At 49.7% G+C, this 14,468-nt stretch carries 15 protein-coding genes and 1 pseudogene; 5 read left to right on the top strand and 11 right to left on the bottom strand.

The features are described 5' to 3' along the window. Positions 1–66: 66 nt before the first annotated feature. A complete protein-coding gene (locus NSQ22_RS05620; protein WP_008878739.1) occupies positions 67–240 on the top strand; it encodes a DUF5325 family protein in 174 nt (57 codons plus the stop codon). A gap of 98 nt (positions 241–338) precedes the next feature. Further along, a pseudogene (locus tag NSQ22_RS05615) lies at positions 339–1,675 on the top strand (IS1182 family transposase); the annotation flags it as partial. Positions 1,676–1,855: 180 nt separating this feature from the next. Here NSQ22_RS05615 and NSQ22_RS05610 read toward each other — a convergent pair. From NSQ22_RS05610 to NSQ22_RS05595, 4 genes are all read right to left on the bottom strand, one after another. Further along, a complete protein-coding gene (locus NSQ22_RS05610; RefSeq protein ID WP_008878740.1) occupies positions 1,856–2,650 on the bottom strand; it encodes an inositol monophosphatase family protein in 795 nt (264 codons plus the stop codon). Between the two features lie 100 nt (positions 2,651–2,750). Next, positions 2,751–2,966, bottom strand: a complete 216-nt coding sequence (locus NSQ22_RS05605) for a hypothetical protein (protein ID WP_008878741.1) — start codon at positions 2,964–2,966, stop codon at positions 2,751–2,753. A gap of 84 nt (positions 2,967–3,050) precedes the next feature. Continuing rightward, on the bottom strand, positions 3,051–3,359 hold the full coding sequence (locus tag NSQ22_RS05600) for a UPF0223 family protein (protein WP_011887084.1): 309 nt from the start codon (positions 3,357–3,359) through the stop codon (positions 3,051–3,053). A gap of 16 nt (positions 3,360–3,375) precedes the next feature. Further along, entirely contained in the window at positions 3,376–4,335 is a 960-nt protein-coding gene (locus NSQ22_RS05595; protein WP_060475714.1) for a nitronate monooxygenase family protein, read from the bottom strand. A 155-nt stretch (positions 4,336–4,490) separates the two neighbouring features. Here NSQ22_RS05595 and NSQ22_RS05590 point away from each other — a divergent pair, with 155 nt between their 5' ends. Continuing rightward, entirely contained in the window at positions 4,491–5,963 is a 1,473-nt protein-coding gene (locus NSQ22_RS05590; RefSeq protein WP_008878744.1) for an aminotransferase class I/II-fold pyridoxal phosphate-dependent enzyme, read from the top strand. Positions 5,964–6,077: 114 nt separating this feature from the next. Here NSQ22_RS05590 and NSQ22_RS05585 read toward each other — a convergent pair whose 3' ends face one another. Beyond that, positions 6,078–6,203: a GapA-binding peptide SR1P gene (locus NSQ22_RS05585; RefSeq protein ID WP_008878745.1), complete on the bottom strand. Its 126-nt coding sequence runs from the start codon at positions 6,201–6,203 to the stop codon at positions 6,078–6,080. A gap of 200 nt (positions 6,204–6,403) precedes the next feature. On the opposite strand from NSQ22_RS05585, the gene NSQ22_RS05580 reads away from it, so the two are divergent. After that, a complete protein-coding gene (locus NSQ22_RS05580; protein ID WP_008878746.1) occupies positions 6,404–6,781 on the top strand; it encodes a DUF1885 family protein in 378 nt (125 codons plus the stop codon). Positions 6,782–6,902: 121 nt separating this feature from the next. On the opposite strand, the gene NSQ22_RS05575 is transcribed toward NSQ22_RS05580, so the two are convergent. The 5 genes from NSQ22_RS05575 to pdhA form a co-directional block, all read right to left on the bottom strand. Then, positions 6,903–7,145 (bottom strand): hypothetical protein, encoded by a 243-nt coding sequence (locus tag NSQ22_RS05575; RefSeq protein ID WP_008878747.1) that lies wholly within the window; start codon positions 7,143–7,145, stop codon positions 6,903–6,905. A 234-nt stretch (positions 7,146–7,379) separates the two neighbouring features. Next, positions 7,380–8,792 carry a dihydrolipoyl dehydrogenase gene (lpdA, locus tag NSQ22_RS05570; protein WP_008878748.1) on the bottom strand — a complete coding sequence of 471 codons (1,413 nt, stop codon included), beginning with the start codon at positions 8,790–8,792 and terminating at the stop codon, positions 7,380–7,382. Positions 8,793–8,796: 4 nt separating this feature from the next. Then, on the bottom strand, positions 8,797–10,107 hold the full coding sequence (locus NSQ22_RS05565) for a dihydrolipoamide acetyltransferase family protein (RefSeq protein ID WP_008878749.1): 1,311 nt from the start codon (positions 10,105–10,107) through the stop codon (positions 8,797–8,799). 74 nt (positions 10,108–10,181) lie between these two features. Further along, on the bottom strand, positions 10,182–11,159 hold the full coding sequence (pdhB, locus tag NSQ22_RS05560) for a pyruvate dehydrogenase complex E1 component subunit beta (RefSeq protein WP_008878750.1): 978 nt from the start codon (positions 11,157–11,159) through the stop codon (positions 10,182–10,184). 3 nt (positions 11,160–11,162) lie between these two features. Beyond that, entirely contained in the window at positions 11,163–12,272 is a 1,110-nt protein-coding gene (gene pdhA / locus NSQ22_RS05555) for a pyruvate dehydrogenase (acetyl-transferring) E1 component subunit alpha (protein WP_008878751.1), read from the bottom strand. A gap of 506 nt (positions 12,273–12,778) precedes the next feature. Here pdhA and def point away from each other — a divergent pair. Then, a complete protein-coding gene (gene def / locus NSQ22_RS05550; RefSeq protein ID WP_008878752.1) occupies positions 12,779–13,333 on the top strand; it encodes a peptide deformylase in 555 nt (184 codons plus the stop codon). A 184-nt stretch (positions 13,334–13,517) separates the two neighbouring features. On the opposite strand, the gene NSQ22_RS05545 is transcribed toward def, so the two are convergent. Further along, complete coding sequence (locus NSQ22_RS05545) at positions 13,518–14,294, bottom strand: Cof-type HAD-IIB family hydrolase (protein ID WP_008878753.1); 777 nt, start codon at positions 14,292–14,294, stop codon at positions 13,518–13,520. Positions 14,295–14,468: the final 174 nt, after the last annotated feature.

Genomic DNA, 14,468 nt, shown 5'->3' with positions numbered 1-14,468 from the left:
AAAATCAGCATATTTTCCGGTAAACTTAAAAAAGATGCCCCATTTTGCCAGAAAGGAGTCAAGCGGATGAAACGCATCAAGGCTGTGCCGCTGTTGTTTGCGATTCTCGCGGTTGCCGCCATCATGGCGATCGGCGTTTTTATCGCCGAACAAAACATAATCGGTATCGCTGCTTCAGCACTCATTCTCATCGTCATTATGGGCGCCGGATTTGCTCACAAAAAACGGACGCATGAATAAAAAGGACAAGCTCTAAGAGCTTGTCCCAGCTTGTCGACAAAGTCGACAAGCTGTTTTATTATGAAGGTAAGACGAGGGAGAAATGGAGGAAAGGAACGATGCTTCGGCCACACCAAGAAGATGGGCGCTATACCGAAACCACGGTGAAACTGGATGATCTGGTTCCAGAGGATCACTTGGTAAGAAAGCTGGATGCGGCCATTGATTTTTCTTTTATCTATGATGTGGTGAAAGATCTCTACTCTCCTGATCATGGACGTCCGAGCATTGATCCAGTGATGTTGTTTAAAATGTATTTGATTCAGTATGTATTTGGGATTCGCTCCATGCGTGAAACCGTCGAACAAATCCGAACCAACGTCGCCTACCGTTGGTTTTTAGGACTTAGTCTTCATGATCCCGTTCCTCATCACTCGACGCCAAGTAAAAACTATGCGCGTCGTTTCGCTGGAACGGATGTATTCCATCAAATTTTTTCACGGATTTTAAAAGAAGCCTTTGAACACGGATTGGTAGATTCGAGTGTCTTGTACGTAGACTCCACTCATGTCAAAGCAAGCGCCAATAAAAAGAAGTTTACAACGGAAATGGCAGAAGTCGAAGCCAAAGCCTACCAACAGGAACTCGAAAAAGAAATCGAACGGGATCGGATCGCTCATGGAAAATCGCCGTTGCCATCTGAGAAAAAAAAAAACGGGAAGTAAAAGTAAGCAAAACGGATCCGGAGAGCGGACTGTTGGTGAAAAATGAACGGGAGCGAGTGTTTGCCTATTCGTATCATACAGCTTGTGATCGCAACGGATGGATTCTACAGACCTACGTGACGGCAGCCAACGTCCATGACAGTCAAGCGTTTTTTGTGCTGTTCGAACGAGTGAAACGGGAAATCCAATCATGTCCGGAAGCCGTGTGTGTAGACGCAGGATATAAAACTCCTGCCATTGCCAAGTATTTACTCGAACAAGGGGTAAAGCCGATTTGGCCGTACACTCGCCCGAAAACAAAAGATGGATTCTTTCGGAAATCAGATTTTGTGTATGACGAATATTTTGATTGTTATCTATGCCCCAATGATCAAGTTCTATCTTACTCTACTACGAATCGGGAAGGGTACCGGGAATACAAATCGGACCCGGCGGTGTGCCGAAGCTGTCCGTATCTTCATCAGTGCACGCAAAGCAAGAGCTACACCAAAGTAGTCACTCGCCACGTATGGCAGGACTACTATGAAGAAGCAGAGCATTTGCGGTATGTTCCGGAATACCGGGAACTCTATGCCCTCCGAAAAGAGACGATTGAACGGGATTTCGCCGATATGAAAGAGAAGCATGGTCTGCGCTGGACGCATTACCGGGGATTGGAAAAAAATGAGGCGCAGGCGATGCTTGTTTGTGCTGCCATGAATTTAAAAAAACTGGCGAATTACCTATGGAAGGCGAAGCACCGCCCTTTCTTTTCCTTTGCATGGCTTCCCATCCTACCCACTTTTTTTGAAAACATAGTCTATTTATGGAACAAAATGGGTTTCAGACATTCGTCTGAAACCCATTTTGTCAACAGTCTGAAAGGACAAGCTCTAAGAGCTTGTCCTTTTTTGCGGCGACACCCCGCACTGTCATTGCCGCAAATAGCGCTGCAAAATTTCCTCGTGCACTCCTGGTTTGGCAGCGAGTACCGAATTGCGGCTGAGCAGATTGAGCGGCTTGCCATCTAAGTTTGTCACGATTCCGCCCGCTTCCTCGATTAAAATCATCCCACCGGCGAAATCCCACGGCGACAGGCGCGGTGAAATATACGCATCCAAGCGGCCGGCGGCGACATACGCCAACTCGAGCGCCGCTGACCCATACGAGCGCGTACCGCGCGCTTCTTTGGCCAACCGGACGAGCGGGCGGTGATCGATGCGGCGGTTTTCCATCAGCCACGTTGCATTGACAGCAATAATTGATTCCGCAATCGGCACCGGCTGCAGGCGGTCAAGCGGCTTGCCGTTGAAAAACACCCCCCGCCCTTTTTGAGCGGAGTACAGCTCGTCAAAGACAACGTCATACACATAGCCAAGCCGGCCGACCCCGTCTTCAAAAATACCGACCGACACAGCGAAATGGCGCTGCTGGTGGATAAAGTTCATCGTTCCGTCAATCGGGTCAATAATCCATACAATGCCGTCCAATACGGCGAGTTCATCGCCGAACCCTTCTTCGCCTAATATATGGTGGCCGGGAAACTGACGGCGGATGTGCTCGGCAAAAAACTGCTCAATGCCACGGTCAACATTCGTTACTAAGTCGTTGCGATTTTCTTTCGTTTCTACGGTCAGCTGTTCAGCAAACGAGGCGCGAATGCGCCGTCCAGCTTCTTCAATCCATTGCCGGGCATATTGGTCGATCTCTTCCCATTTTCCTGCCATGTCAATTCCTCCTGCTTTCGTTATGTATGCAGCAACCGGAAAGGGGGGGACACCGTTCAAGAAAAAAACGAACCGCAAAGATGGTTCGCCTTAAAAATGATCATACTTGAAGGCGCATCAGTTCTTGGCGCAGCTTTTCAAGCCGCCGTTTGCACTCTTTTTTCTTTTCTTCGTCATTTTCCATCATGGCTTCATACAGCGTCGCTAATTCGTAATCGAGCTCGAGTCGCAACACCGCCATGCGTTTGTCTCCGTCTGGTCGTTTCCGCGAATTGGCGGTCTTTTTCATCTCCGTCCGCACCCCTTTCCCTATCATCCGCTAAACTTCCGGCGCTCTTCACGGAATGTGCTGCTTCATTTTGTTTTATATTATATTATGTGGAAAAAGGGGTGTATGCAACTAATTTGTGCGTTTACCTACCGTGCTTCGTCCGCTTCGTTCAATGCGAATCCAGTCACCGTTTTTCGCCTCTTTCGCTTGCTTCATGACCGCATACGACGAATAGCCGCTCGCTTTTTCAAACTCGGCATACAGCCGGTTTTCTTCGCTTTTGGATGGGACGATCTCTTTGAACCGGCGGTAGACGTCCATTAGCTCTTCGCGCTTCATCCCCCGTTCATACACCGTTTCAATAGCCGTAAAAAACTTAATGACATCAATGATTTCCTGTGTTGACCAATCGTAGGAAAATGGGTACGAATAGCCCATTGTTTCACCTCCTCCATTAGTTTGCCCAGCGGCGCCGAATTTGTTCCGCCTCACCAATCATGCGGGCAAACAGCTCAGCAACGGACGGAATGTCGCGAATGAGCCCGATCGCCTGTCCAGCCCAAGCGAACCCTTCCTCCACCTTTCCTTCATAAATGAAGCGGCGATTTGCCTCTCCGCTAATATATTCTTTCAAATCTTCGTACGTGCCGCCTTGGCGCTCAATTTCCAATATTTTCTCCGTCCATTGATTGGCGATCGCCCGCCCCGGCGCCCCAAGCGACCGTTTAATGACGACCGTGTCATGCTCTGTGGCGTTAACGATCATTTCTTTATACACCGGATGGGCATGGACACATTCTTTCGTCGCAATAAACCGCGTCCCCATTTCAATGCCTTCTGCCCCAAGAGCCAGCGCCGCCATCAGCCCGCGCCCATCGGCGATACCGCCAGAGGCGATAACCGGAATCGATACCGATTCGACGACTTTCGGAATGAGGACGAACGTGCCGGTGTCATATTTGCCGAGATGCCCGCCTCCTTCTTGGCCGACGACCATTACCGCATCGGCGCCCAATTCTTCCGCTTTGACCGCTTGGCGGACTGCTGCGACAAGCACTAATGTTTTTACGTCCGTTCCCTTCAGTTGCTCAAAAAACGGTGCCGGATTGCCGCCGGTGACCGAGACAACCGGTACTCCCTCGTCAAGCGCGGCTTCAAGCATATGAGAAAACGCGCGGCCGTGCTGACCGATGGCAAAATTGACGCCAAACGGCCGATCGGTTTTTTCCTTCACTTTGCGAATTTCCTCGCGCAACCGCTCCGGGCTTTCTAGCGACATCGCTGTAATTTGCCCGAGGCCGCCCGCATTCGAGACAGCAGCGGCTAAATCGGCGTACGCTAAATAGGCAAGTCCTCCTTGAATGATCGGGTATGTAATGCCGAGCAATTCTGTCACTCTCGTTTTCCATTCCATCCCCTTATGCCTCCTTTTGGTTTTGTCCTTCTTTTATTTCTTGTTTTCACCGCTGTTTTCCTTTTTCACATAGCATTCATTTCTTCTTTGCAAACGAAAAAATAAATGCTATAATGCACTTGTTTTATTTTAAGGTAAAGAGGTGTGAAAAACCATTGTCGCAACTCGAGACACCATTGTTTACCGGGCTGTTGGAACACGTAAAAAAAGATCCAATCCAATTTCACATTCCCGGTCATAAAAAGGGAGCAGGTATGGATCCGGAATTTCGCGCCTTCATCGGAGAAAACGCCTTGGCGATCGATTTAATCAACATCAGCCCGCTCGATGACTTGCACCATCCGAAAGGGATGATTAAGCGGGCGCAAGAGCTCGCTGCTGAAGCGTTCGGCGCCGATTATACATTTTTCTCAGTGCAGGGGACAAGTGGCGCGATTATGACGATGATTATGTCGGTCGCTGGACCGGGCGATAAAATTATTGTGCCGCGCAATGTCCATAAATCCGTCATGTCGGCGATCGTGTTTTCCGGGGCCACACCGATTTTCATCCACCCGGAAATCGATAAGGAGCTTGGCATTTCTCACGGTATCACTCCCCAAGCGGTCGAAAAAGCGCTTGAACAGCACCCGGATGCCAAAGGGGTGCTTGTCATCAACCCGACATACTTTGGGATTGCCGGCGATTTGAAAAAAATCGTGGAGATTGCTCATTCATACAACGTCCCAGTGCTCGTCGACGAAGCGCACGGAGTGCACATCCACTTCCACGAAGATTTGCCGCTCTCGGCGATGCAAGCCGGTGCTGATATGGCGGCGACCAGCGTTCATAAACTCGGTGGATCACTAACCCAAAGCTCGATCTTGAACGTGCGCGAAGGGCTCGTTTCCGCCAAACATGTGCAAGCTGTTTTGAGCATGCTCACAACGACGTCGACATCGTATTTGCTGCTCGCATCACTCGATGTTGCCCGCAAACAGCTGGCGACGAAAGGTCGGGAACTCATTGACCAAGCGATCCGCCTTGCCGACTGGACGCGGGAGCAAATCAATCAGATTCCGTATTTATATTGTGTTGGCAAAGAAATTTTAGGGACAGAAGCGACATACGACTACGATCCAACGAAGCTGATCATTTCCGTCAAAGAGCTCGGATTGACTGGTCATGACGTCGAGCAATGGCTCCGAGAAACGTACAACATCGAAGTAGAGCTTTCCGATTTATATAACATTTTGTGCATCATCACTCCGGGTGATAGCGAGCGCGAAGCCAGCCTGCTCATCGAGGCGCTCCGCCGCTTATCAGAGCAATTCAGCCACCAAGCTGAAGAAGGAATAAAACCGAAAGTGCTGCTTCCAGATATCCCGGCGCTTGCCTTGACGCCGCGTGATGCGTTTTACGCCGAAACGGAAGTTGTGCCGTTTCACGAGTCGGTAGGCCGAATTATCGCTGAGTTTGTGATGGTGTACCCGCCGGGCATCCCGATCTTTATCCCTGGCGAGATCATTACTGAGGAAAACTTGAAGTATATCGAAACGAATTTGGCCGCTGGCCTCCCTGTCCAAGGTCCAGAAGATGATACACTGCAATCGTTGCGTGTGATTAAAGAATATAAACCGATTCGCTGACCGCACAAGCTAGGTAACTACTAGCTTGTGCTTTTTTTGTGCAAAATAAATGGCGCACATGTGCCCCTTTCACATGTGCGCCTATCCATTCCTTCCCCCGTTTGTTTGACCGTTCTACTCCCGTTCCTCTACTTCGTCGTCATGATCGCAACAATCACATTTTCCGTAAAGCGTTGTCACTTTTTCGTCTTCAAAATACGCAATTGTCGCTTCACATGCTTGACATACGATCGTGCCCATCCCCAAAACCCCTTTATGATGATAAATTCGTTGTTGACTTTATAATAATATATCACATTTCGAATGTCAAGCCTTAATTTGTATGTCACATTTAAAATAATAATAGCCTTTTGCATCAACAAACTTTTTCGCCAACAACCGGAAAAACATGGTACAATGAACGTAAAGAGACAAAAGGATGGCGAAAGGGGAGAGTAGAATTGAACGCATACTTAAAGCTGCCGGCGGGGAAAGCGGTTACAACCGAGGAAGTGAAACAGCTGCTCGAACGCTATCGGACGGCGCTAGGCAAAACGGGAGAACAGCTTGGCTGGGCGTACGAACAGGCCGCTTTCCCGTATACGGTGCACGAACATGACTCAGTTCTATACTTACAAGGGGATAACCGTTTGTATAAAGGAATGGCCATTTCTGTGCGAACAGACGGAGAAGAAACGTTCATTGATGTGGCGCTGCCGCCTGGGGCGACACACGGAGATAAAGGAAAAGCGAACGAATTCAGCAAATGGATAGCGAAAACGCTTGGCGGCGAACTGCATTTGTTTAGCGGCCGGACGATGACATTTAATGGTGCGTAAACAGCGGGCGTTCCACCGCTGTTTTTTATTGCCCAGAAGCCGGGGCAGCGACGACCAAACTTGCTTCGTGAAGGGAAAACACCGGAAATCGGCGACTCCAATGACAGATGAGCAGGGGAAGTCAATGGACGGCTTGCCAAATGAAATGCTGGCCGGTAAAATAAACAGCCGCCGTCACGATCGTCGTCAGCGCTGCTTTACGCGTCGCTAAGCCGAGTTGACGCGCCAGCAAAAACGCTATGTACATAAAGACGCACAACATCAGTCCGCGAAAAAACGGCCGATCTCGCCCTGACAACCACTCGATTAATGAGAAACTGCTCCAAATCATCATCTGCAATAAAAAAGCCACATACGCTTTCATTTCAAACCCATCTCCCGCTTTTCTTTACCATAACGATATGAAACAACAGCGGAAAATAGTATGAGAATTTGGACAAGAAATCGGTATAGAGGATCGTCGTGTCCGATCGATCCGCTTTGGTTGGCATATGAACAAGCAAAAACGGCTTCTCTCCTGCCAGCCTTTGCCCTGAAACAGCTGGCCCAATAAAAAGCGACCGGATGAAGTCAACACTTCAATCCGGTCGCGATGTCGTTACTTCGTAATGATATGAATTGGTGTGCCGAGCGCTACTTCGGCTCCTTCCATCGCGATTTCGCCAAGCGTTGGGTGAGCATGGATCGTCAAGGCGATATCTTCTGCCGTCATGCCGGCTTCAATGGCCAATCCTAGCTCGGCGATCATATCGGATGCGTTCGGGCCGATGATTTGCGCCCCGATGACAACACCGTCTTCTTTGCGAACGACCAGCTTCAGGAAGCCATCTGTGTCGTTCAACGCTAAGGCGCGGCCGTTAGCAGCAAATGGGAACTTCGCTGTGATGACATCAATGCCTTCGTCTTTCGCCTGTTGCTCAAAATAGCCAACCGAAGCGCATTCCGGATCAGAGAAGACAACCGCTGGAATGGCGACATAATCAACGACTGATGGATGACCAGCGATGGCTTCGGCCGCCACTTTCCCTTCATACGACGCCTTATGGGCAAGCGCTGGCCCTGGGACGATGTCACCGATGGCAAAAATGTTCGGGACGCTTGTGCGGCATTGTTGATCCACTTCAATCAAGCCGCGGTCCGTCATTTTAATACCGACTTGTTCAAGGCCGAGTTCATCGGTGTTCGGCCGACGGCCGACCGTCACAAGCACGTAGTCAGCGTCAACGGTTTTCGTTTCGCCATTGGCTTCATACGTGACGGTGACGCCATCTTCACGCTCTTCGGCTCCTTTCGCCAACGCATTCGTCACAATGTCGACGCCTTTTTTCTTTAAGCGACGTTTAATGATGGCCGCCATTTGTTTTTCAAAACCGGACAAAATTTCGCCGGCTCCTTCTAAAATCGTCACTTTCGCTCCGAAGTTGGCGTACGCTGTACCAAGTTCGATGCCGATGTAGCCGCCGCCGATGACAACGAGCGATTTCGGGATTTCCCCGAGGTTGAGCGCGCCGGTCGAATCAAGAATACGGTTCGAAAACTTGAAGTTCGGCAGTTCAATCGGGCGAGAGCCAGTAGCGATAATGGCGTTTTTAAACGTGTACGTCTGCGCACTGTCGCCGTTGACGACACGCACCGTATTCGCATCGACGAAATAGGCTTCCCCTTTGACGATCTCCACTTTGTTTCCTTTTAAGAGCCCTTCAACACCGCCCGTCAACTTTTTGACGACGCTTGCCTTCCATTCCTGTACTTTCGAGAAATCAACAGTGACGTTTTCCGCCTTAATCCCCATCTCTTCGGAATGTTTCGCCTGCTCATAGCGATGACCGGCTGAGATGAGCGCTTTCGACGGAATACAACCAACGTTTAAGCAGACACCGCCTAAATTTGCTTTTTCGACAATCGTCACTTTTTGGCCGAGCTGTGCAGCGCGGATGGCGGCTACATAGCCGCCAGGGCCGGCGCCGACGACGAGCGTTTCCGTTTCAATTGCAAAATCGCCAACTACCATCGTTTTACGCCTCCATTAATAATAGTTCTGGGTCACTTAACAGCCGTTTCACATGGTTGAGTGCTTTTTGTGCCGTTGCTCCATCGATCATTCGATGATCGAAGCTCAACGAGAGCGCTAAGACTGGAGCGGCGACGATTTCGCCGTCGCGGACAATCGGTTTTTCCGCGATGCGACCGATGCCAAGAATCGCTACTTCCGGATGATTGATGACCGGAGTGAACCATTGCCCACCAGCCGAACCGATGTTTGTAATCGTGCACGATGCACCTTTCATTTCATTTGGCGCTAGCTTGCCGTCGCGAGCTTTTACGGCGAGCTCGTTAATTTCTTGCGCCAACGCGAAAATCGGCTTCCGGTCGGCATGCTTAATGACCGGCACGAGCAAACCACGATCTGTGTCAGCAGCGATGCCGATGTTGTAATAGTGCTTATGGATGATTTCTTCTGTTTGATCATCGATTGACGTATTCAGCGTCGGATATTCACGCAACGCCGAAACGAGCGCTTTGACGACATACGGCAAGAACGTCAGCTTGATACCTTTTTCTGCTGCGATCGCTTTGAACTTTTTCCGGTGGGCAACTAGTTTCGTCACGTCGACTTCGTCCATGAGCGTCACGTGCGGAGCTGTATGTTTCGAATTCACCATCGCTTTGGCGATCGCTCGGCGAATGCCGCTCATTTTCTCGCGCGTTTCCGGGAATTCGCCTTCTGGCACAACCGGTGTCGCCGCTGCCTGCGGCGCTGCTTTTTCTTCAGCTTCTGCTGCCGGCGCCGGTTGGGCTGCAGCTTTCGCACCGCCAGCAAGGAAAGCATCGATATCTTCTTTCAAGATGCGGCCATTTTTCCCCGTTCCTTGGACGAGACGAATGTCCACACCTTTTTCACGCGCATATTTGCGCACAGACGGCATCGCGATGACGCGACGATTTGGATCGGCTTCTGCTGCAGCCTCTGCTGCGGCTGCCGGGGCGGTGGCCCCAACGCTTTCTTCTTTCGACACCGTTTCCGTTTTTTCCTCTTTTTTCGCCTCTTCTTCGTGCTCTTGTCCTTTAAACGTCATGTTTTCATATCCCGGTGCGTCGAGCGTGATAAGCGTTTGCCCGACCGTCGCAACGGTTCCTTCCGGGACAAGAATCTCAAGCACTTTTCCTTTGACCGGCGACGGGATTTCTACGACTGCCTTGTCGTTTTGTACTTCACACAACACATCATCTTCGTTCACTTCATCGCCTGGTTTCACAAACCATTTCACGATCTCGCCTTCATGAATGCCTTCGCCAATGTCCGGCAGCTTAAATTCAAATGCCACTGTATGTCGACCTCCTATCGATTGCCGAAAATAGGCGGGGGAATGCGATCTGCTCCCCCGGGACTTGTCCATTATCAGAAGTTCATTACTTTTTTCGCCGTTTCAATCACATCTTTAAAGTTCGGCAGCCAAACCGATTCCGCTTGGGCGAACGGATAGACCGTATCCGGCGCGGCAACGCGGAGCACCGGCGCCTCAAGGCTTAAGATGGCCCGTTCGTTAATTTCGGCAACGACATTGGCAGCGATGCCAGCCTGCCGCTGTGCCTCTTGAACGACAATGGCGCGGCCTGTTTTTTCCACCGAACCAATGATCGTTTCGATGTCGAGCGGCTGCACGGTGCGCAAGTCGACGACTTCAGCAGAGATGCCTTCCTTCTCTAATTCTGCCGCCGCTTTTAACGATTCATGCACCATGGCGCCGTAAGCGATGATGGTGATGTCTTTTCCTTCACGCTTAATGTCCGCTTTGCCGATCGGAATCGTGTACTCCCCTTCTGGTACTTCTTGGCGGAACGAACGATACAGTTTCAAATGTTCAAGGAAAATGACCGGGTCGTTGTCGCGGATCGCCGAAATGAGCAACCCTTTCGCATCATACGGCGTCGACGGAATGACCACTTTTAAACCTGGCTGTTGGGCGACAAGCCCTTCTAAGCTGTCCGAGTGCAATTCCGGTGTATGAACGCCACCGCCAAACGGTGAGCGAACCGTAATCGGCATATGGTAACGGCCGCCCGTACGATAGCGAATGCGCGCCATTTGTCCGGAAATCGAATCCATTACTTCATAAACGAAGCCAAAAAACTGAATTTCCGGCACCGGACGAAACCCTTGCAGCGCCAAGCCGACTGCCAAGCCGCCGATTCCTGATTCGGCCAGCGGCGTGTCAAATACGCGCTCCTCGCCGAACTCAGCTTGCAGCCCTTCGGTCGCCCGGAATACGCCGCCGTTGACCCCAACGTCTTCCCCAAAAATCAGCACGTTCGGATCATTTTTTAACTCGATGCGCAGCGCATCGGTGATCGCTTGAACCATTGTCATTTGCGCCATGGCTTACTTCGACTCCTTCTCTTTGTAAATTTCATACTGTTCCTTTAAGTTCGCCGGCAACTCTTCGTACATGATGCTGATTAAGTCGGTTACTTTTTGTTTCGGCGTTTCATCGGCTTTTTTAATCGCCTCTTTGATGTCCTCTTTCGCTTGCTCGATGACGCGGTTTTCTTCTTCCTCGCTCCATAAACCTTTCGCTTCTAAGAACTTGCGGAAACGCACAAGCGGATCTTTTTTCGCCCATTCGTTTTCAAGCTCTTTCGAACGATAGCGAGTCGGATCGTCACCGGACATCGTGTGCGGACCGTAACGGAAGCAAAGCGTTTCGATGAGCGTCGGCCCTTCACCGTTAATGGCACGCTCGCGAGCTGCCTTCACCGCTGCATAAACCGCAAGCGCATCCATGCCGTCGACTTGGATGCCCGGAATACCGGCAGCAACTGCCTTTTGTGCTAACGTTTTGGCGACTGTTTGCTTTTCGACCGGTGTCGAGATAGCAAATCGGTTGTTTTGCACAACAAAGATGGCCGGTGCTTTAAACGCCCCAGCAAAGTTGATCCCCTCATAGAAGTCACCTTGCGATGTACCGCCGTCGCCCGTGTATGTAATGGCTACTGCTTTTTTTCCACGCATTTTCAAGCCGAGCGCCACACCGGCTGCTTGAATGTATTGTGCACCGATGATGATTTGCGGCGGCAAGGCATTGACGTCTTCTGGAATTTGGTTTCCATGGAAATGGCCGCGTGAGAACAAGAATGCTTGATAAAGCGGCAGCCCGTGCCAAACGAGTTGTGGGACGTCACGGTATCCCGGCAAAATGAAATCCTCTTTTTCAAGCGCGAAATGGCTGGCAATTTGGCTCGCCTCTTGCCCGGCAGTCGGCGCGTAAAAGCCGAGACGGCCTTGGCGGTTTAAGGAAATGGAGCGTTGGTCAAGAATGCGCGTATATACCATCCGGCGCATTAGCTCTTTTAGTTGTTCATCGCTTAAATCCGGCATCGCCTCTTTATTAACGATTTCGCCTTCTTCATTCAAAATTTGGAACGTCGGAAACTGCTCGGCCACTTTCTCGAGCTGCTCCGCAAACGGAAACTGGGAGGTCTTCACACCCATTTTGTTCACCTCTGCCTTTCGTCAAAAATTTGGAAATCAGGCTACATTCACCCATATACTATTAATGTACCCAAAATGAAGAAGAAATAAAAAATGGCCACCGCTTGGCGCAGTTGCAAACGAATGCGGCTTCAAAAATCTGTATTATTGTTTTTGGTTTTCAAATTAGTACAATGCCCATTCACATGCTTTAGTTTACACTTTATTTTCAAAGCCGTCAATGTCTTTGATTCGCCATCACTAAACTGGTTATATTTAGGAAAAAAAGTCACTTCAAAAGAATCTGTTATATCACATAGTCAACACCCTGTATTAGTCCTGTGTTATATTTTGAAAAAATATAAATCATATGACCACCTTTCTTATTGTTGAGAGCGTTTTCTAATTTAAACTTTATACCCCAATAATATATTAGACAGATTATCACATTTTCATTTACGGCAGCTGAGCATTTTGTTAGACTAAAATGTAAACAGCGATGCCAAAGACAGGGAGTGAAAAAGTGGATGATTACGATGAAAGACATCATTAAAGAAGGGCATCCGACGTTGCGGAAAGTCGCCGAGCCAGTTCCGTTACCAGCTTCGGAGGAGGATAAGCGCATTTTGCAAAGCTTGCTTGATTATCTCAAAATGAGCCAAGATCCGGAGATGGCGGCGAAGTACGGTCTGCGCCCCGGCATTGGACTGGCTGCTCCGCAAATTAATGTATCAAAACGGATGATCGCCGTCCATGTCACTGACGAAAACGGAACGCTCTACAGCTATGCGTTGTTCAACCCAAAAATCGTCAGCCATTCCGTACAGCAATGTTATTTGACAACCGGGGAAGGCTGCCTGTCAGTTGACCGCGATGTGCCAGGGTATGTGCCGCGCTATGCCCGCATTACCGTCACCGGCACGACAATTGACGGCGAAGAAGTCACATTACGCCTGAAAGGATTGCCAGCTATCGTCTTCCAACATGAAATTGATCATTTAAACGGCATTATGTTTTACGACCATATTAATCCATCCGACCCCTTTAAAGCTCCGGACGGAGCGGTCCCAATCGGGCGTTAAAAATGACTCGGCTCTGGAAAACCTATGGTTTATGAATCAAGAGATCGGTTTCTCAAATTGACAACTCTTTTTCCTCACCGTGTTTAAGAACTGCTGCGCGACGGAAAACAGCTGTTTTCTCCTACCTTCTAGGCATTTTCACAAGCAAAAAGCGGTTCCGCTGGATGAGCGGAGACCGCTTTTTTTATGGAAGTAATTGCAATTGTTTCAGTCCGTGCCATATCCCTTCTTCATCGACCGGTTTCGTGACAAAATCGGCAACCCGTTTTACTTCTTCATGGGCGTTGCCCATCGCCACCCCGGTTCCGACAAATGACAGCATTTCGATGTCATTTAATCCGTCACCAAACGCATACACATCCTCTTTGTCGATCCCAAGCTTCTCGATCATGAGACGGATGCCTTCCGCCTTAGATCCACCCGCCGGCAGCACGTCAGTTGACACATCGTGCCAGCGGACAAAACGGAACTCCGGATAGTTGCGCACATATGGCGCTTCTTCTCCAGCGCGGCAAAATAACAGCGCTTGATAAATGTCTTTGTTTTCGTAATACAAAGGATCGACGGGCGGATGGGCGAATTTCAGGCTCTCCATGCTGACATGAATATGCGGATGGTCGTCGACGCTCGCTCTCATTTCCTCTGCGTCCATAAAGACGAGCGGGTGACCGTTTTGATGGGCCTCTTCCGTCAGCATCCTCACTTTCTCACGGCGGAGCGGTTGTTTATGCAGCACGCTTCCCTCAAAGACAACGTATTGCCCGTTAAAGCTGACGAATGAATCAATGCCAAGCCGATGGCGTATATGTTCAAACATAAACGGCGCCCGTCCGGTAGCGATGGCCACATAGACGCCCGCCTGTTTCAGTTGACGGATCGCTTCAATAGTTGACGGTGGCAACTGTTTTTTCTCATCAAGCAACGTGCCGTCGATGTCGAAAAACACAATTTTTCTACCCACATTCTCTTCCCCTTGCCGAAAATGTATTCACTGTCTACCGTACTGAAAAACGATCTGAATGTCAATCGAAACGCGACGATTCGTTCCAATTTTCCCCATGAAAAACAAGCCTTCGCCTACATATCCTATATAATAGAACATTTACTTTCGCTGCAAAATGAGTACAATAAAAAG

Origin of the sequence: Geobacillus sp. FSL K6-3411, from assembly GCF_037965715.1 — a bacterium.
GTDB classification, from domain to species: domain Bacteria; phylum Bacillota; class Bacilli; order Bacillales; family Anoxybacillaceae; genus Geobacillus; species Geobacillus thermodenitrificans.
Note: the sequence above shows the minus strand (reverse complement) of the source record. Positions and strands in the feature narration are given on the sequence as shown.